The organism is Chryseobacterium sp. SORGH_AS_0447 (genome assembly GCF_030818695.1).
Lineage (GTDB): Bacteria > Bacteroidota > Bacteroidia > Flavobacteriales > Weeksellaceae > Chryseobacterium.
The window spans coordinates 3,855,965-3,869,474 of the sequence record NZ_JAUTAR010000001.1 but is presented as its reverse complement, the minus strand read 5'-3'; the positions used below and the strand labels follow the sequence as shown (position 1 = coordinate 3,869,474).

Below are 13,510 nucleotides of genomic sequence, written 5' to 3'. Positions count from 1 at the left end.
ATTGTAATTTTTTGAAACCGGGAGAATATTTTCATTGCTTACAAAATCAGTTCCTGAAAGAGCTTTTCAAAAGTTTTTTCCAGGTCTCTGGATTTTCCGGGATGAGGTCTTGAAGTCTGTATTGAAGAGCTTCTGACGGCCGTCAGCCACCGGAACCGGTCCGGGATTTCGAGTTGGGCAATTGGTCCTCCGTCCTTTTTTCCTTCCGCAATTTTTTTAAAGCTTTCCAGGTTTTGGATCACGTCCTCATAGTCCAGCTTGCTTCTCATCAGCCTGAATTTATCGGGACACAGGTAAAATTCCACCTTAATGAATTTTTCTTTTTTGGAAAACAAGACCAGCCCAATGTTGAAAAATTCTTCTCTCTCCACTTTGGGAACCAGACGTATAACCGCGTATTCGTAAATTTTATCCTCTTGCATTTTTGGCTTCTTTTAAAAAGATTTCAGAATGTTCCAGTCTTGTTTTCAGAAAGTTGAAATAGACCTCACGGATTTCGTCCGGGCTTTCTTCGGCATCATCCCAATGCAGCCAGTCTTGTGGAATCAGGTTTGTAATTTCCCTGAAAATATTTTCATTCAAAATTTCTTTTGCAAATTTGTCGGCTTCATCAAGTTGAGCGGCCTGGGGCAGCAGGACATGATCTTTTACGTATTTGAAGGGGGTTTTTGCTGCTGTATCAAAATTCTGCCAGGAATGGTGGAAGTAGAAAGATGCCCCGTTGTCAATGATCCACAATTCTTTATGCCACATCAGCATATTCGTATTCTTAAATGTACGGTCTATATTGGTAATAAAGGCATCCAGCCAGACAATTTTTGAAGCCAGGAGCGGGTCTACAGATATGCTTGGATCGTAGGTAATGGATTCCGAAAGATAGTGCAGGCCCAGATTCAGTCCTTCAGAATTCTTCAGCAGATCCTGAATTTCCTCATCGGCTTCCGTTCTGCCAAAATCCACATCCAGGTTAACAAAAACCAGCTCCGGAATCTTCAACCCCAGTGCTTCGGTAATTTTTCCACCCAACAATTCGGAGATCAGCATTTTTACCCCGTGACCTGCGCCACGGAATTTCAGAACATACTTAAAATCATCATCAGCTTCTGCCAGAGCAGGAAGAGAACCTCCTTCACGCAGGGGCAGAATGTAACGCATTACCGTTACCGTTCTTAAATCCAACATGAAGCAAAAATAAGGTTTTCCTTTGTGTTTATTTCTATTTTTAATATTTTTAAAAGAGAATTGAATTTAATTAATCAGTGAGATAAAGTGAATGCCGTATTATTTAGCTTAAGATTTAAGCAAAGCAAAAAGGCATGCGAATAATAAAATTGAATAAAAAATAAAATATGGGAATTATAAAAGAGAAGAATATTGTGATTTCAAATCCGAAAACCCGGGACTTCCTGGGAGATGCATTTTATCCTGCAGAAGGAAGAAAAATGCCGTTAGTAATCTTTGTGCATGGCTATAAAGGCTATAAAGACTGGGGTGCATGGAACCTGATGGCGGAAAAGTTTGCAGAAGCAGGATTTTTCTTTGTGAAATTTAATTTTTCCCATAACGGTACTACGGTTATTGATCCGCTTAATTTCAGTGATCTCGAATCTTTTGGAAACAATAACTATTCAAAAGAACTTTCCGATCTAGGGGCTGTCATCGATTATTTTGCAGGAAATGATAAGGTCGATGCCGATAAAATTACCCTGATCGGCCACAGCAGGGGTGGAGGGATTTCCATTATCAAAACCTACGAAGATGAAAGAATCCATGGACTGATTACGCTGGCCGGTGTGGACAACCTGGACCGTTTTCCAAAAAATGAAGCTTTTGAAAACTGGAAAAGAGCAGGCGTATATTATGTATTGAATGGGAGAACAAAGCAGGAAATGCCGCATTATTACCAGTTTTATGAAGATTACGAAAAAGATGTACACCGTTTTGATGTGGAGCGGGCCACTGAAATGGCAAAAGCCTATTTTTTAATCATCCACGGAACCGATGATGAAAGTGTGTCAGTAAAAAACGCAGAGCACCTGCATCTGCTGCACCCGAATTCCGAATTGTATTTAATAGAAAATGCCAATCATACTTTCGGAGCCAAGGAACCTTGGGAAGAAAGAGAACTTCCGGAGGATTTGAATGCCGCAGTCGAGAAGTGTATTGCATTTATAAATGATAAGTTAGAGTTTATGTAATGTGTTGAATTTTAGATTGGTATTTGCTTTTATGTAAATTTTTTATATATTAGTCACGCAAACAATATCAAAAATCAGATACTATGAAAAATTTAAAAAAACTAAGCAGAGAAGCTAAAAAAAGTATTATTGGACAGGGAACAACATGTCCTCCAAGCGGATGTTACAAATTCTATCTGAGTGATGGGCAGGGAAGTTGCATTGTGTCGCCCTGCAATTCGGATTATGGTACGGAAGTCCAGGTAGGTGGAAGTACACAATGTTGCTTTTAAAAAATAAAATCGGAAGGCTGCTTGAAAAGGCAGCCTTTACTTTAGCCATATTGTAAAGCATTTTCTAATGATCTATTATTAATTAAACCTGTCATATTTTAAAATATAAACAGAAATTTTATAAGATAAATGAGATTTCATCATTGGGTTTGATAATTTTTCATACTTTAGTGAAATTAAATCCACTAAATCAGACCATATAAAAATCTTAAGTTCAAAAAAAGCACAAAAACTAAGTCGGGAATCTCAAAAAAACGTTTTGGGGATGGGGCCGACCTCTCCTTCTTGCACTACACCAACCGGATGTTATGATAATTCTATTAATAATAGCAACGACCGGTGCTTTATCCTTTCCTGTCCTTCGGTATATGGTTACATGCAAACCGTTAATGGAACCCGTAAATGTTGTTTCTTTTAAATTATAAATATCTTTTAACACATCTAAATTCAAATTACTATGAAAAAATCAAATCTAAAAAATGCTCAGAAACTGAGCCGTGAAGCTCAGAAGCATATTTCAGGAGGCGACAAAGTTTTAGTTTGCTCAGCAAGTGGCTGCTATAACAATTATTTTAGTGATGGACAGGGCAATTGTCTTGTGCCGCCATGTGCCGCACCTAACTTTGGCTCTGAAGTACAAAATGCCAATGGACGTTGGCAATGTTGTTATTAAGCTTAACTTTTTGTAGTAAATAAAAAAGGAGTGAAAATTTTCACTCCTTTTCTTATTTAGTCAACATCTTCCAGGCCTCTTCAATTTTACTTTCCAGTAACCATTTTTGAGCTTCACGATGAATATCTTCATTGGAATGATAGGCTCCTGCAGGCAAAACTTCTACATTGGCCAACATACCCAGATCATTTCCGGTAAAAATGCGGCTGTACCGGATAGCTTCCGGAAGCTGATCAAAACCGATGCCTTTGGTAACCAATGGTTTCGGGACTTCGAACAGATTGTTTTCATTGTTTCTTGAGTACCAGTTGCTTCCTAACCGGGCCACCATATCCAGCTTCGCCTGATCGAGATTTCCATTTTCATCCAGATATTCTTCCCGGATATGGATTTTCTGCACTTCACAGATCACCAGGTTTCCGGCACCGCCCTGATCGCCCAAAGATTTTACCTCTAAAACTTTACATTCAAAGTTCACCGGACATTCTTCTATCAGCTTAGGCTTTACCAGATCGGCATCTTTCATCGTAAGGCCGGATTTAATAAATTCATTGACGCCGTCGCCATATTCCGTGGAAGCCAGCGAAATCTGCTGCACGATCGGGAAATTTACGGTTCCAATCACCACTTCCGGAACTTCCAGCACATTCTCAAGAGTGTGTTTGGTGGTATTGTCCCTTACCCTTCTGGATGGAGAGAAAATAAGTACAGGCGGCACCGTACTGAACATATTAAAAAAGCTGAACGGCGATAAATTGCTGTTTCCGTCTTGATCAACCGTCGAAGCCAGCGCAATCGGCCGTGGCGAAATGGCCGTTTGCATGACCGTTTGTAGCTGTACGGAAGGTATTTCTGATGGGATGAGTGTTTTCATTGTTATATTAATTCTTTTAACACATTAGTCACATTAGGTTTTAGATTTATACCTTGAAAATATTTCAGAACACATAAGATCGAAAATCGACGATTTTCATTTATTCGAGTGCTTCGAAAATTTTGCTTACAAATGTCTCTGTCCCTTCATTATAAAGATTATAAACATTAAAGTTTATCAATATCGACTTTGGAACTTTCAAGAGATTCATATAATTAATGACCTGTGCTTTGTGAATCTTATTCATTTCTGCAACAGATTTTATTTCCAGAACAATCGCATTTTCGATTAAAAAATCACATTTTACCGTACAGTCAATCTTTACATCTTTATAAATGAGAGGAATCTCAAGTTCACTTTCATACTTTATACCTAATACCTGAAATTCTCTTTCCAGGCATTTATGGTAAGCATATTCATAAAGACCGGAGCCTGCAATTTTATGAACTTCTATACAAGCACCAATTATCTTATAGGTAAGTTCATTAACATACTTTTTCGTAAGCTTCTTCATCTGTTTGTGTTTAAAAAATGAAAATCTTCGATTTTCAATCTAATGTGTTCTTTTTCTAACGTCTTTAAGATAAAATCTCTTTATGACTTATGTGCTTAATATGTTCAATCCTTAAATTATTTAGTTGGGATGATTTTACCCGAAACTTCACCGAAGCCTACTCTGATGCCGTCTTTTTCAGCCCAGGCTTTCATGGTTACGGTATCGTTGTCGTTGATGAATTTCCTTTCTTCCCCGTTGCTTAGCTGAATTGGGTTCTGGCCTCTCCAGGTAAGCTCAAGCATGGAACCGAAGGATTTAGGATCGCTTCCGGAAATGGTTCCGCTGGCATACATATCACCGACTTCAACGTTGCAGCCGTTTACCGTGTGGTGCGCCAGCTGCTGGGTCATATTCCAGTACATGTGTTTGTAGTTGCTTTCGGAGATCAGGTTGTGATCACCGTTTTCAGGCTGAATATACACTTCAAGGTTGATGTCATAATTTTTATCGCCTTCGAATTTCAGGTAGTCCAGTACTTCAGGATCCTGTTTTGGGGAAGCGGTTCTGAAAGGTTCCAAGGCTTCCAGGGTAACCACCCACGGAGAAACAGACGAACCGAAGTTTTTAGCCAAAAATGGTCCAAGCGGAACATATTCCCAAGACTGGATGTCCCTTGCGGACCAGTCGTTGAAAACCACCATTCCGAAGATGGCATCTTCTGCCTCTTTGGTGGAGATACTTTCTCCCATTTCGGTATTTTTATTGATGATAAAAGCCATCTCCAGCTCGAAATCCAATTGTTTGCAAGGCCCGAACACCGGCTGATCGGCATCGGCAGACTTCATCTGGCCTTTCGGACGGTTGATTTCCGTTCCGGACACCACGATAGAAGATGCTCTTCCGTGATATCCAACCGGAAGGTGCTTCCAGTTTGGCAATAAAGCATTGGCAGGATCCCTGAACATTTTTCCTACGTTGGTCGCGTGTTCGATGCTGCTGTAAAAATCCGTGTAATTCGGAATATGTACCGGCATCATCATTTTTACCTGATCCAGGTCGTAGAAAGCTTCCTCGATGGTCTTTTCATCTTTCGATAGGATGGAGCCTTCCTGAAGAAGTTCCTGAAGTTTGGCCCGTACCGCGTTGGTTACAGGTTTTCCCAGTTCGATAAATTCATTTAAAGTATAAGCTTCAAAGATGTTATCCTCAAGACCCTCGATGTCTTCAAAATAAGCAAGGTCGTATAAAGTGGCCAGGTCGATTACTTGATCCCCGATTCTTGTACAGCAGGCGATAAATTCTTTGTTGAACACGGCTACCCCGAAAGGAATGTTGTGTATGGAAAAATCTGAATCTGCTGCGTATTCTACAAATGATTTCATAAGCTTATAATTTTAATTTGGATTACGGTCGTACGTTATAGTTGACGATTAACACAAATTACACAATTTCTGCCGGAAGTACAGATTGTTCATTGTGGTTTGTGAAATATTTAAGACAGTTATATTTTCTTTAAGTATGCGGCACAGAAACTTAAAAATTTTTTCCGGACAACGCAGGAACTTAAAAACAGCTGTTATTTTTTAGATTTTACTTTTGAGAAAGATTCTTCATCGATCCAGCGGTCGCGGGTATTGATGTCGATCAGGTACAGGATGTTATCCTGGCGGGTCAGGAGCAGGGTTTTGGCTACGGGAACCGGAACCTTTTTGTTTTCCAGCATATCGGCCCTTAATGAGATAATATTTTTCCGGCTTCGTACGATGTCGCCGGAGAAGACGTTGGATGTGCTCTGCCCGGTAGATTTATCATCAAAAACTTCCACATAGGTAACCTTATTTCCTTTGATCACGATAAAATCCCGTTCGGTATGGTCGGCTTCATCTTTTACGAAAACAAATTTTTTGTTGTCGATATTTACGGCTTCCAGATTCTGGTTGATGCCTTTTCTCTCTTCAAGACGTTTGATGATGGTGTCGAGAGAACTGTATTGGGCTTTGATGCCGACTGTTGCTGCAATAAAAGCAATCGCGATGAAAAATTTTCTCATATGTGTAGGTCTGTATAAAAAAGTTTTGTCAGGACAGTTATCCTGACAAAACGGTATATGATTATTAAAATTTAAAGATTCCCTCTTTTTTCCTGCTCTCTTTCCAATGCTTCGAAAAGGGCTTTGAAATTACCTGCACCAAAGCTCTGTGCTCCGTGTCTTTCGATGATTTCAAAGAATAGGGTAGGGCGGTCTTCTACCGGCTTCGTGAAAATCTGTAGAAGATATCCTTCTTCATCGTGGTCGATCAGGATTCCAAGGTCCTGCAGTTTTTTAAGATCTTCATCAATGTGGCCCACTCTTTCAGGAACCATGTCATAATAGGCTTCCGGCGGAGCAGAAAGGAATTCCACACCACGTTTTTTCAGTTCGGTTACGGTGTGGATGATGTCTTTTGTGGCTACGGCAATATGCTGTACCCCTTCACCTTCATAAAAATCAAGGTATTCTTCTACCTGAGATTTCTTCTTCCCTTCGGCAGGCTCGTTGATCGGGAATTTGGCATATCCGTTTCCGTTAGACATTACTTTAGACATCAAGGCGGAATATTCGGTATTGATCTGCTTGTCATCGAAAGAAAGGATGTTTACAAATCCCATTACTTTCTCGTACCATTCAACGGTAGGAACCATTCTGTCCCAGTCTACGTTTCCTACACAGTGGTCAACATATAAAAGTCCGGCTTCCTCAGGATTGTAAGCGCTTTCCCACTTTTCGTAGCCCGGCATGAAAAAACCGTTGTAATTTTTTCTTTCCACAAACATGTGTACCGTTTCTCCGTAGGTATAGATTCCGGACATTCTTACTTCACCATGCTCGTCGGTAAGGGTAATAGGCTCAAGATAAGGTTTTCCGCCTCTTTTGGTGGTTTCTTCAAAAGCTGAATAAGCATCGTCTACCCAAAGGGCCAGAATTTTTACTCCGTCACCGTGTTTTTTTACGTGCTCGTTGATCGGGGAATCCGATTTTAATCCGGTAGTAAGAACCAGCCTGATTTTTCCCTGCTGAAGAACATATGAAGCACGGTCTCTCACGCCTGTCTCAGGTCCCGCATACGCTACAGACTGAAACCCGAAAGCGGTCTTGTAGTAATGCGCGGCCTGCTTGGCATTCCCTACATAAAACTCAATATAATCGGTACCGTTGATCGGCAAAAAATTCTCTGCCTGAGCAATCTTTTCGGCAAATGTAAGTGTTGACATATTCTATTTTTACTTTTATATTTATGGTTGCAAATTACGAATTTATCGCTAATACGGAAAATATAAACAAACAAACGTTAGGCAAGTCTCTACGATGCTATTTTAATAATAAATGCACCAGATTAATAACAGCGCAAACTAACCACAAAAGAGTCAAAAGATCATGGTAGCGCATTCTAATGCTAAAAACAAACAGAATTTTTAAAAATCTTTGATTTTTATCTTATGTGCTTTAAAATGTTTTCAAAGCAGGAGACTCATCTCATTTTTCTTATGTGTTAAAATTTCTGCGCAAATCCGAGTAGTTATAGCTTGAAACGTTCGTAAGCCGCTTTTTCCAGCATTTCCCGGTCATCCGGATGCGCAATGCTGATCAGCTCCTGGGCACGCTGCTTCAGGTTTTTCCCATATAGATAAGCGGTTCCGTATTCGGTAACGACATGGTGGATGTGTCCTCTTGTCGTCACAACACCGGCTCCCTGTTTCAGATAAGGGACAATCCTGGAAACCCCTCTTTTGGTTCTCGAAGTTATGGCAATAATCGGTTTTCCGTCTTCGCTCAGAGCGGCACCTCTCATAAAATCCATCTGTCCGCCGATCCCACTGTACTGCATCGTTCCGATAGAGTCGGCGCACACCTGACCGGTGAGATCGATTTCGATGGCCGAATTGATGGCGACCATTTTTTTATTCCGCATGATGTTGATCGGGAAGTTCACATCGCTGACATCCTTAAAGGCAAATACCGTATTGTCATCTACATAATCATACAGCCTTCTTGTGCCAAAGCAGAAGCTGGTGATTGTCTTATTGTCGTTGTAGCCTTTGTATTTGTTGTTGATCACATCATTCTGGATCAGATCGATTACCCCGTCGCTCAGCATTTCCGTATGGATGCCCAGGTCTTTGTGATTGTGCAGGCATTTCAGCACGGCATCCGGAATGGTTCCGATTCCCATTTGTAAGGTGGATCGGTCATCGATCAGTTCCGCTACGTTTTTTCCCACTTCCATTTCTTCCGGTCCCACTTTGGAGCCGTAATCTACGGTCGGGAGCTCTTCTTCATGCCATACCAGCTTATTGATCTTGCTGATGTGGATCATTCCATCGCCATGTGTTCTCGGCATCAGCGGATTGACGATCGCTACAATAATTTTCGCGGTATCCACTGCGGCCCGGGCAACGTCCACGGAAGTTCCCAAGGTACAGAATCCGTGTTTATCGGGAGGCGAAACAGTGATTAGCGCTACGTCGAGCGGCAGAATATTCTTTCTGAACAGAATCGGGATTTCGCTCAGGAAAACCGGTACAAAATCGCCCCGCTCGGAATTAACGGCATCCCGCACCGGTGAAGACACGAATAAGGAATTGACAAAAAACTTTCCGGCATATTCCGGTTTGGCAATCTCTACATTTCCCTGTTGGGTAATGGAAACCATTTCCACATTGTCCAGACGATGGGCCTGTCTTGCCAGTTCGTCGATTAAGTAATTCGGGGTACAGGCACTTCCGTGAAAAAAGACCCGGTTGCCGCTTTTGATGGTATAGATGGCTTCTTCTGCACTGATGTATTGATCCATAATTAAATTTGATTGAATTACAGCTATTTCTTTTCTTAAAGATAGTTCATATTGTTGGGATGAAGTGAACTGCAGGCACAGATTTTTGTCATGTTTTGGTATAATTCAACATAAAAAAGGATTAAATGCGTTACACTTAATCCTTTGTTTGTATCAATGACAAACCTCATAGGTTTTTGAAAACCGGTGAGGTTTATAATTACTTACATTATTCCTGTAGACGGTCTTTTATAGTCGGATCCTCCGCATCCAGCCAGGAAGTTTTATAGGACGGATCCTCCACTTTCAATGCTTCTTCCGTAATTTTCAGCGGACGGAAAGGGTCTACCATCACGGCATATTCTTCGGTGAATTTCTTTCCGATGCTTCGCTCCATCGCTCCGGGGTGCGGACCATGAACAATGCCTCCCGGGTGAAGCGTAAAGTCCATCAGGTCGATATGGTTACGGCTCATAAAATCACCCTCGGTATAGAAGAGAACTTCATCTGAGTCGATATTCGAATGGTTGTAAGGCGCCGGAATGGCTTGTGGATGGTAATCGTACATTCTGGCACAGAACGAGCAGACTACGAAATTATGTCCTTCAAAATTCTGGTGAACCGGCGGGCGGCTGGTGGATTCTTCCGGTAATCGGCTCGAAATTTTTAATGTTGAATTTGTAAGGATAAAAGTATCCGTCCCAGCCTACGACATCAAACGGATGGGTGGCGTAGATAAAATCGGTGATCTGGTTTTCTTTTTTTACCTTAATTAAAAATTCCCCTTTTTTATCTTTAGGCGCTACGAAAACAGGCGCCTCAATATCCCTCTCGCAGAACGGTGAGTGCTCCAGCAATTGCCCGAATTCATTCCGGTATCTTTTCGGCGTATAGATCGGGGAGTGGCTTTCCAAAACAAAAAATACAGTATCTTCAGATTGAAGTTCTACCTGGTAGATGGTTCCTCTTGGGATGATCAGGTAATCACCTGTGGTGAACTCCAGGTTTCCTACAAATGTTTTCAGTATCCCGTTTCCGTTGTGAACAAACAGAAGCTCGTCGCATTCGGCATTTTTATAAAAATAATCCATGGATTTCCTTGGCTTGGACAATCCCATTTTCAGGTCGTTGTTCACCATCAGGAACTTGCGGCTCTCCAGCACATCGTCTTCGGGAGTTACGTTCATCCCTTTGAACATTCGCGGGGTCACATTTTTATCGACGGCAATCTTTGGCGACACGTCTTTGGGCTCCCCGATGGATTTGATCTGGGTAGGGCGGTGGATGTGATACAGCAAAGAAGAAATTCCGTGGAATCCTTCTGTCCCGAAAAGCTGTTCGTAGTAGAATTTATCTTCCGGAGACTTGAAAACCGTATGCCTTTTTGGTGGGATATTTCCCAACTGATGATATCTCATTTTACTTTTATATGTGGATTCTCAAATGTAACAATTTTTAATGAAACGGAAAGATAGATTTCTTAAACGCAGGGTTTGCCAGGTTAATTGAGATAAGAACGGGTATTTTTTGTTCGCAAAGGTCTTCGGCAGTGCCCTATTGCACTAAGTTATTATGTTGTGAAAAGAGATAGAACTCCCTGGAGTTCACTTCTATTGGCTATCCTGGTCTTTCTACACAGATAGTATTCTTACGGAATAGTTAAATGATTTTTTAGCAAAGTTTACATCAAAAGCGGGTCATGATTAATTATTGACCATTCGCAATCTGCTTTTGTTATGTAATTCCTGCATAATTATTCAGAAAAATCCTTGCGGACATAGTGTTAAAGATAAGTAATATAGCCTTTTATATAAATTTCAAAATTAAAGTTTTTGTTTTAAAAAATAATTGTTAGCTTTGACTAACAATTTTAATTTCATGAAGCGAATACTATTTTCTGCCGTTCTGTTTTCACCGTTCTGTTTCTCACAGGAAACCGACAGCCTCAATGTATACCGGTCTGAAAAAATGGATTCAGCAGGTATTCAGAAGAAAAAAGAAATGAAAACGAAGGATATTGACGATGTGGTGATTACCGGAACCATAAAACCGGTCAGCCGGTCCAAAAGTCCGGTAGCGGTAGAGATTTACAGCCAGAAATTCTTCCAGAAAAACCCGACGCCTAATATTTTTGAATACATCGCAATGGTAAACGGCGTCAAACCTCAGCTCAACTGTTCGGTCTGTAATACGGGCGATATTCATATCAACGGCCTGGAAGGGCCTTACACGATGATCCTGATTGACGGAATGCCGATTGTGAGTTCCCTTTCTACAGTTTACGGACTCAGCGGAATCCCGAACAGCCTCGTCGACAGGATTGAAGTCGTGAAGGGGCCGGCTTCTTCGATTTACGGTTCTGAAGCGATGGGCGGTGTGATCAACATCATTACTAAAAATGCCCTGACCGCTCCAAAGCTCAGCGTCGATCTGATGACCACGACCTGGAATGAAAATAATGTGGACCTTTCCACAAAATTCAGTCTGGGGAAAAAAGCAGCGTCTTTATTGAGCCTGAATTACTTCAATGCGACCCAAAGATTTGATGAAAACCATGATCATTTTACAGACGGGGCCTTGCAGAACAGGATTTCGGTATTCAACAAATGGAATTTCCGGCGGAAGGAAAACCGGCAGGCCGGTTTTGCGCTGAGGTACCTGTACGAAGACCGTTTCGGCGGGGAAATGCAATGGAACAAATCTTACCGCGGAAGTGATCAGGTGTACGGAGAAAGCATTTATACCAACAGAGTAGAGGCATTCGGTATTTACCAGTGGCCTTTAAATGAGAATATCATTACCCAGCTGTCGTATAATTTCCACGACCAAAATTCCTTTTACGGAAACAATCCTTTCCTGGCCACCCAGAAAGTGGCTTTTGCGCAAACGTACTGGGATAAAAAGCTGGGAAACCATGATCTTATTGCAGGTGTTACTTTCAAAAGAACGTTCTATGATGACAATACACCGGGCACCTTATCAGCCGACGGTTTCACAAACGAACCGATGAGGTCGCCGATTCTCGGGGCTTTCATTCAGGATCAGTGGGACATCGATGAAAAGAATACGCTGCTTTTGGGATACCGGTTTGATTATGATCGAATCCATCATGCTGTCCATTCCCCGCGCTTTGCCTGGAAGTTTTCGCCAAACCCTTATCATACGCTGCGGTTCAATTTCGGGACCGGATTCCGTGTGGTGAACCTGTTTACGGAAGACCATGCAGCACTCACGGGGTCGCGGGAAGTGGTGATTCAATCTGACCTGAAACCGGAAAGATCCGTGAACGGAAATCTGAACTACATCTGGAAAATTCCGGCAGGCGACCGGCTGATCAGTCTGGATGCTTCTGCTTTTTATACGTATTTCAGCAATAAGATTGTCGGGGATTTCGATACCGATCCGGGAAAAATTATTTATGACAACCTTCATGGGTACGGCATTTCCAGAGGTGCTTCTTTAAATGTCGATTACAGTTTCGGTTTTCCGTTAAGTGTGAATCTGGGCTTTACCTACCTGGATGTTTATCAGAAGTTTGATGATGAACGGGAGAAATCACAACAGCTCCATGCCCCGAGATGGAGCGGAACATACAACCTGACCTACCGTTTTCCAAATGACCTGGCTGTCGATTTTACCGGTCAGTTTTACGGACCCATGCGGCTGCCGGTTCTGCCCAACGATTACCGTCCGGAATATTCTCCCTGGTATTCCCTGGCCAACATCCAGGTTTCCAAAAGTTTCAGCTCCGGATTTGAAGTCTACTGCGGCATCAAGAACCTTTTCAATTTCACACCGAAAGATCCGCTGATGCGTCCGTTTGATCCGTTCGACCGGACTGTAAATGATCCGGTGACCAATCCGAACGACTACACCTTTAATACGACGTACGGCTATGCGCCGATGCAGAAAATAAGGGGATTCCTGGGAGTAAAGTATACTTTGAAATAAATTAAACTTGAACCTAAGAATATAACCTCACAAGTCTCAAAAGCTTTTGACACATGAGTCACATAAGATTTTAGTTTAAAGTATTGCGTATCGTTTTAGATCACATAAGAGGAAAATCAAAGATTTTCAATTGGTTGAACTTAACTAGGGCCAGTGCTTGAGATCCTCGGAAACCCCGATTAAGATCATGTACTGAAAATCCCGGTGGCTGAGCGAAGCCAAAACCACTTCAAGC

General features: G+C 41.7%; 11 protein-coding genes and 1 pseudogene. 3 read left to right on the top strand and 9 right to left on the bottom strand.

The features are described 5' to 3' along the window. Nucleotides 1-38: 38 nt before the first annotated feature. Nucleotides 39-422: a DUF3037 domain-containing protein gene (locus tag QE422_RS17530; protein WP_307461313.1), complete on the bottom strand. Its 384-nt coding sequence runs from the start codon at nt 420-422 to the stop codon at nt 39-41. Next, nucleotides 409-1,182 (bottom strand): HipA family kinase, encoded by a 774-nt coding sequence (locus QE422_RS17525; RefSeq protein ID WP_307461311.1) that lies wholly within the window; start codon nt 1,180-1,182, stop codon nt 409-411. Before QE422_RS17525 ends, QE422_RS17530 begins: the two co-directional genes overlap by 14 nt. Nucleotides 1,183-1,349: 167 nt before the next feature. On the opposite strand from QE422_RS17525, the gene QE422_RS17520 reads away from it, so the two are divergent. Together QE422_RS17520 and QE422_RS17515 are read left to right on the top strand one after the other, a co-directional pair. Next, entirely contained in the window at nt 1,350-2,198 is an 849-nt protein-coding gene (locus QE422_RS17520) for a S9 family peptidase (RefSeq protein ID WP_307461309.1), read from the top strand. A 729-nt stretch (nt 2,199-2,927) separates the two neighbouring features. Then, entirely contained in the window at nt 2,928-3,143 is a 216-nt protein-coding gene (locus QE422_RS17515) for a hypothetical protein (RefSeq protein ID WP_307461307.1), read from the top strand. Nucleotides 3,144-3,195: 52 nt separating this feature from the next. On the opposite strand, the gene QE422_RS17510 is transcribed toward QE422_RS17515, so the two are convergent. The 7 genes and pseudogenes from QE422_RS17510 to QE422_RS17480 form a co-directional block, all read right to left on the bottom strand. Continuing rightward, nucleotides 3,196-4,017: a flavin reductase family protein gene (locus QE422_RS17510; protein WP_307461305.1), complete on the bottom strand. Its 822-nt coding sequence runs from the start codon at nt 4,015-4,017 to the stop codon at nt 3,196-3,198. Nucleotides 4,018-4,117: 100 nt separating this feature from the next. After that, nucleotides 4,118-4,531, bottom strand: coding sequence for a GxxExxY protein (locus tag QE422_RS17505; protein WP_307461303.1), 414 nt, complete (start codon nt 4,529-4,531; stop codon nt 4,118-4,120). Nucleotides 4,532-4,647: 116 nt separating this feature from the next. Next, nucleotides 4,648-5,895 carry a fumarylacetoacetase gene (gene fahA / locus QE422_RS17500; RefSeq protein ID WP_307461301.1) on the bottom strand — a complete coding sequence of 416 codons (1,248 nt, stop codon included), beginning with the start codon at nt 5,893-5,895 and terminating at the stop codon, nt 4,648-4,650. A 194-nt stretch (nt 5,896-6,089) separates the two neighbouring features. After that, nucleotides 6,090-6,563, bottom strand: a complete 474-nt coding sequence (locus tag QE422_RS17495) for a hypothetical protein (RefSeq protein ID WP_307461298.1) — start codon at nt 6,561-6,563, stop codon at nt 6,090-6,092. 71 nt (nt 6,564-6,634) lie between these two features. Beyond that, nucleotides 6,635-7,765, bottom strand: a complete 1,131-nt coding sequence (gene hppD / locus QE422_RS17490) for a 4-hydroxyphenylpyruvate dioxygenase (protein WP_307461297.1) — start codon at nt 7,763-7,765, stop codon at nt 6,635-6,637. Between the two features lie 305 nt (nt 7,766-8,070). Then, nucleotides 8,071-9,345: an acetyl-CoA hydrolase/transferase family protein gene (locus QE422_RS17485; RefSeq protein WP_307461295.1), complete on the bottom strand. Its 1,275-nt coding sequence runs from the start codon at nt 9,343-9,345 to the stop codon at nt 8,071-8,073. Between the two features lie 208 nt (nt 9,346-9,553). Beyond that, nucleotides 9,554-10,742, bottom strand: a pseudogene (locus QE422_RS17480) (homogentisate 1,2-dioxygenase). 460 nt (nt 10,743-11,202) lie between these two features. Here QE422_RS17480 and QE422_RS17475 point away from each other — a divergent pair. Next, a complete protein-coding gene (locus QE422_RS17475; RefSeq protein ID WP_307461294.1) occupies nt 11,203-13,275 on the top strand; it encodes a TonB-dependent siderophore receptor in 2,073 nt (690 codons plus the stop codon). Nucleotides 13,276-13,510 lie beyond the last annotated feature (235 nt).

Bases quoted from the DNA above. Each gene is read 5' to 3' on its own strand.
- QE422_RS17530 (WP_307461313.1), bottom strand. From the start codon at position 422: ATGCAAGAGGATAAAATTTACGAATACGCGGTTATACGTCTGGTTCCC.
- QE422_RS17525 (WP_307461311.1), bottom strand. From the start codon at position 1,182: ATGTTGGATTTAAGAACGGTAACGGTAATGCGTTACATTCTGCCCCTG.
- QE422_RS17520 (WP_307461309.1), top strand. From the start codon at position 1,350: ATGGGAATTATAAAAGAGAAGAATATTGTGATTTCAAATCCGAAAACC.
- QE422_RS17515 (WP_307461307.1), top strand. From the start codon at position 2,928: ATGAAAAAATCAAATCTAAAAAATGCTCAGAAACTGAGCCGTGAAGCT.
- QE422_RS17510 (WP_307461305.1), bottom strand. From the start codon at position 4,017: ATGAAAACACTCATCCCATCAGAAATACCTTCCGTACAGCTACAAACG.
- QE422_RS17505 (WP_307461303.1), bottom strand. From the start codon at position 4,531: ATGAAGAAGCTTACGAAAAAGTATGTTAATGAACTTACCTATAAGATA.
- fahA (WP_307461301.1), bottom strand. From the start codon at position 5,895: ATGAAATCATTTGTAGAATACGCAGCAGATTCAGATTTTTCCATACAC.
- QE422_RS17495 (WP_307461298.1), bottom strand. From the start codon at position 6,563: ATGAGAAAATTTTTCATCGCGATTGCTTTTATTGCAGCAACAGTCGGC.
- hppD (WP_307461297.1), bottom strand. From the start codon at position 7,765: ATGTCAACACTTACATTTGCCGAAAAGATTGCTCAGGCAGAGAATTTT.
- QE422_RS17485 (WP_307461295.1), bottom strand. From the start codon at position 9,345: ATGGATCAATACATCAGTGCAGAAGAAGCCATCTATACCATCAAAAGC.
- QE422_RS17475 (WP_307461294.1), top strand. From the start codon at position 11,203: ATGAAGCGAATACTATTTTCTGCCGTTCTGTTTTCACCGTTCTGTTTC.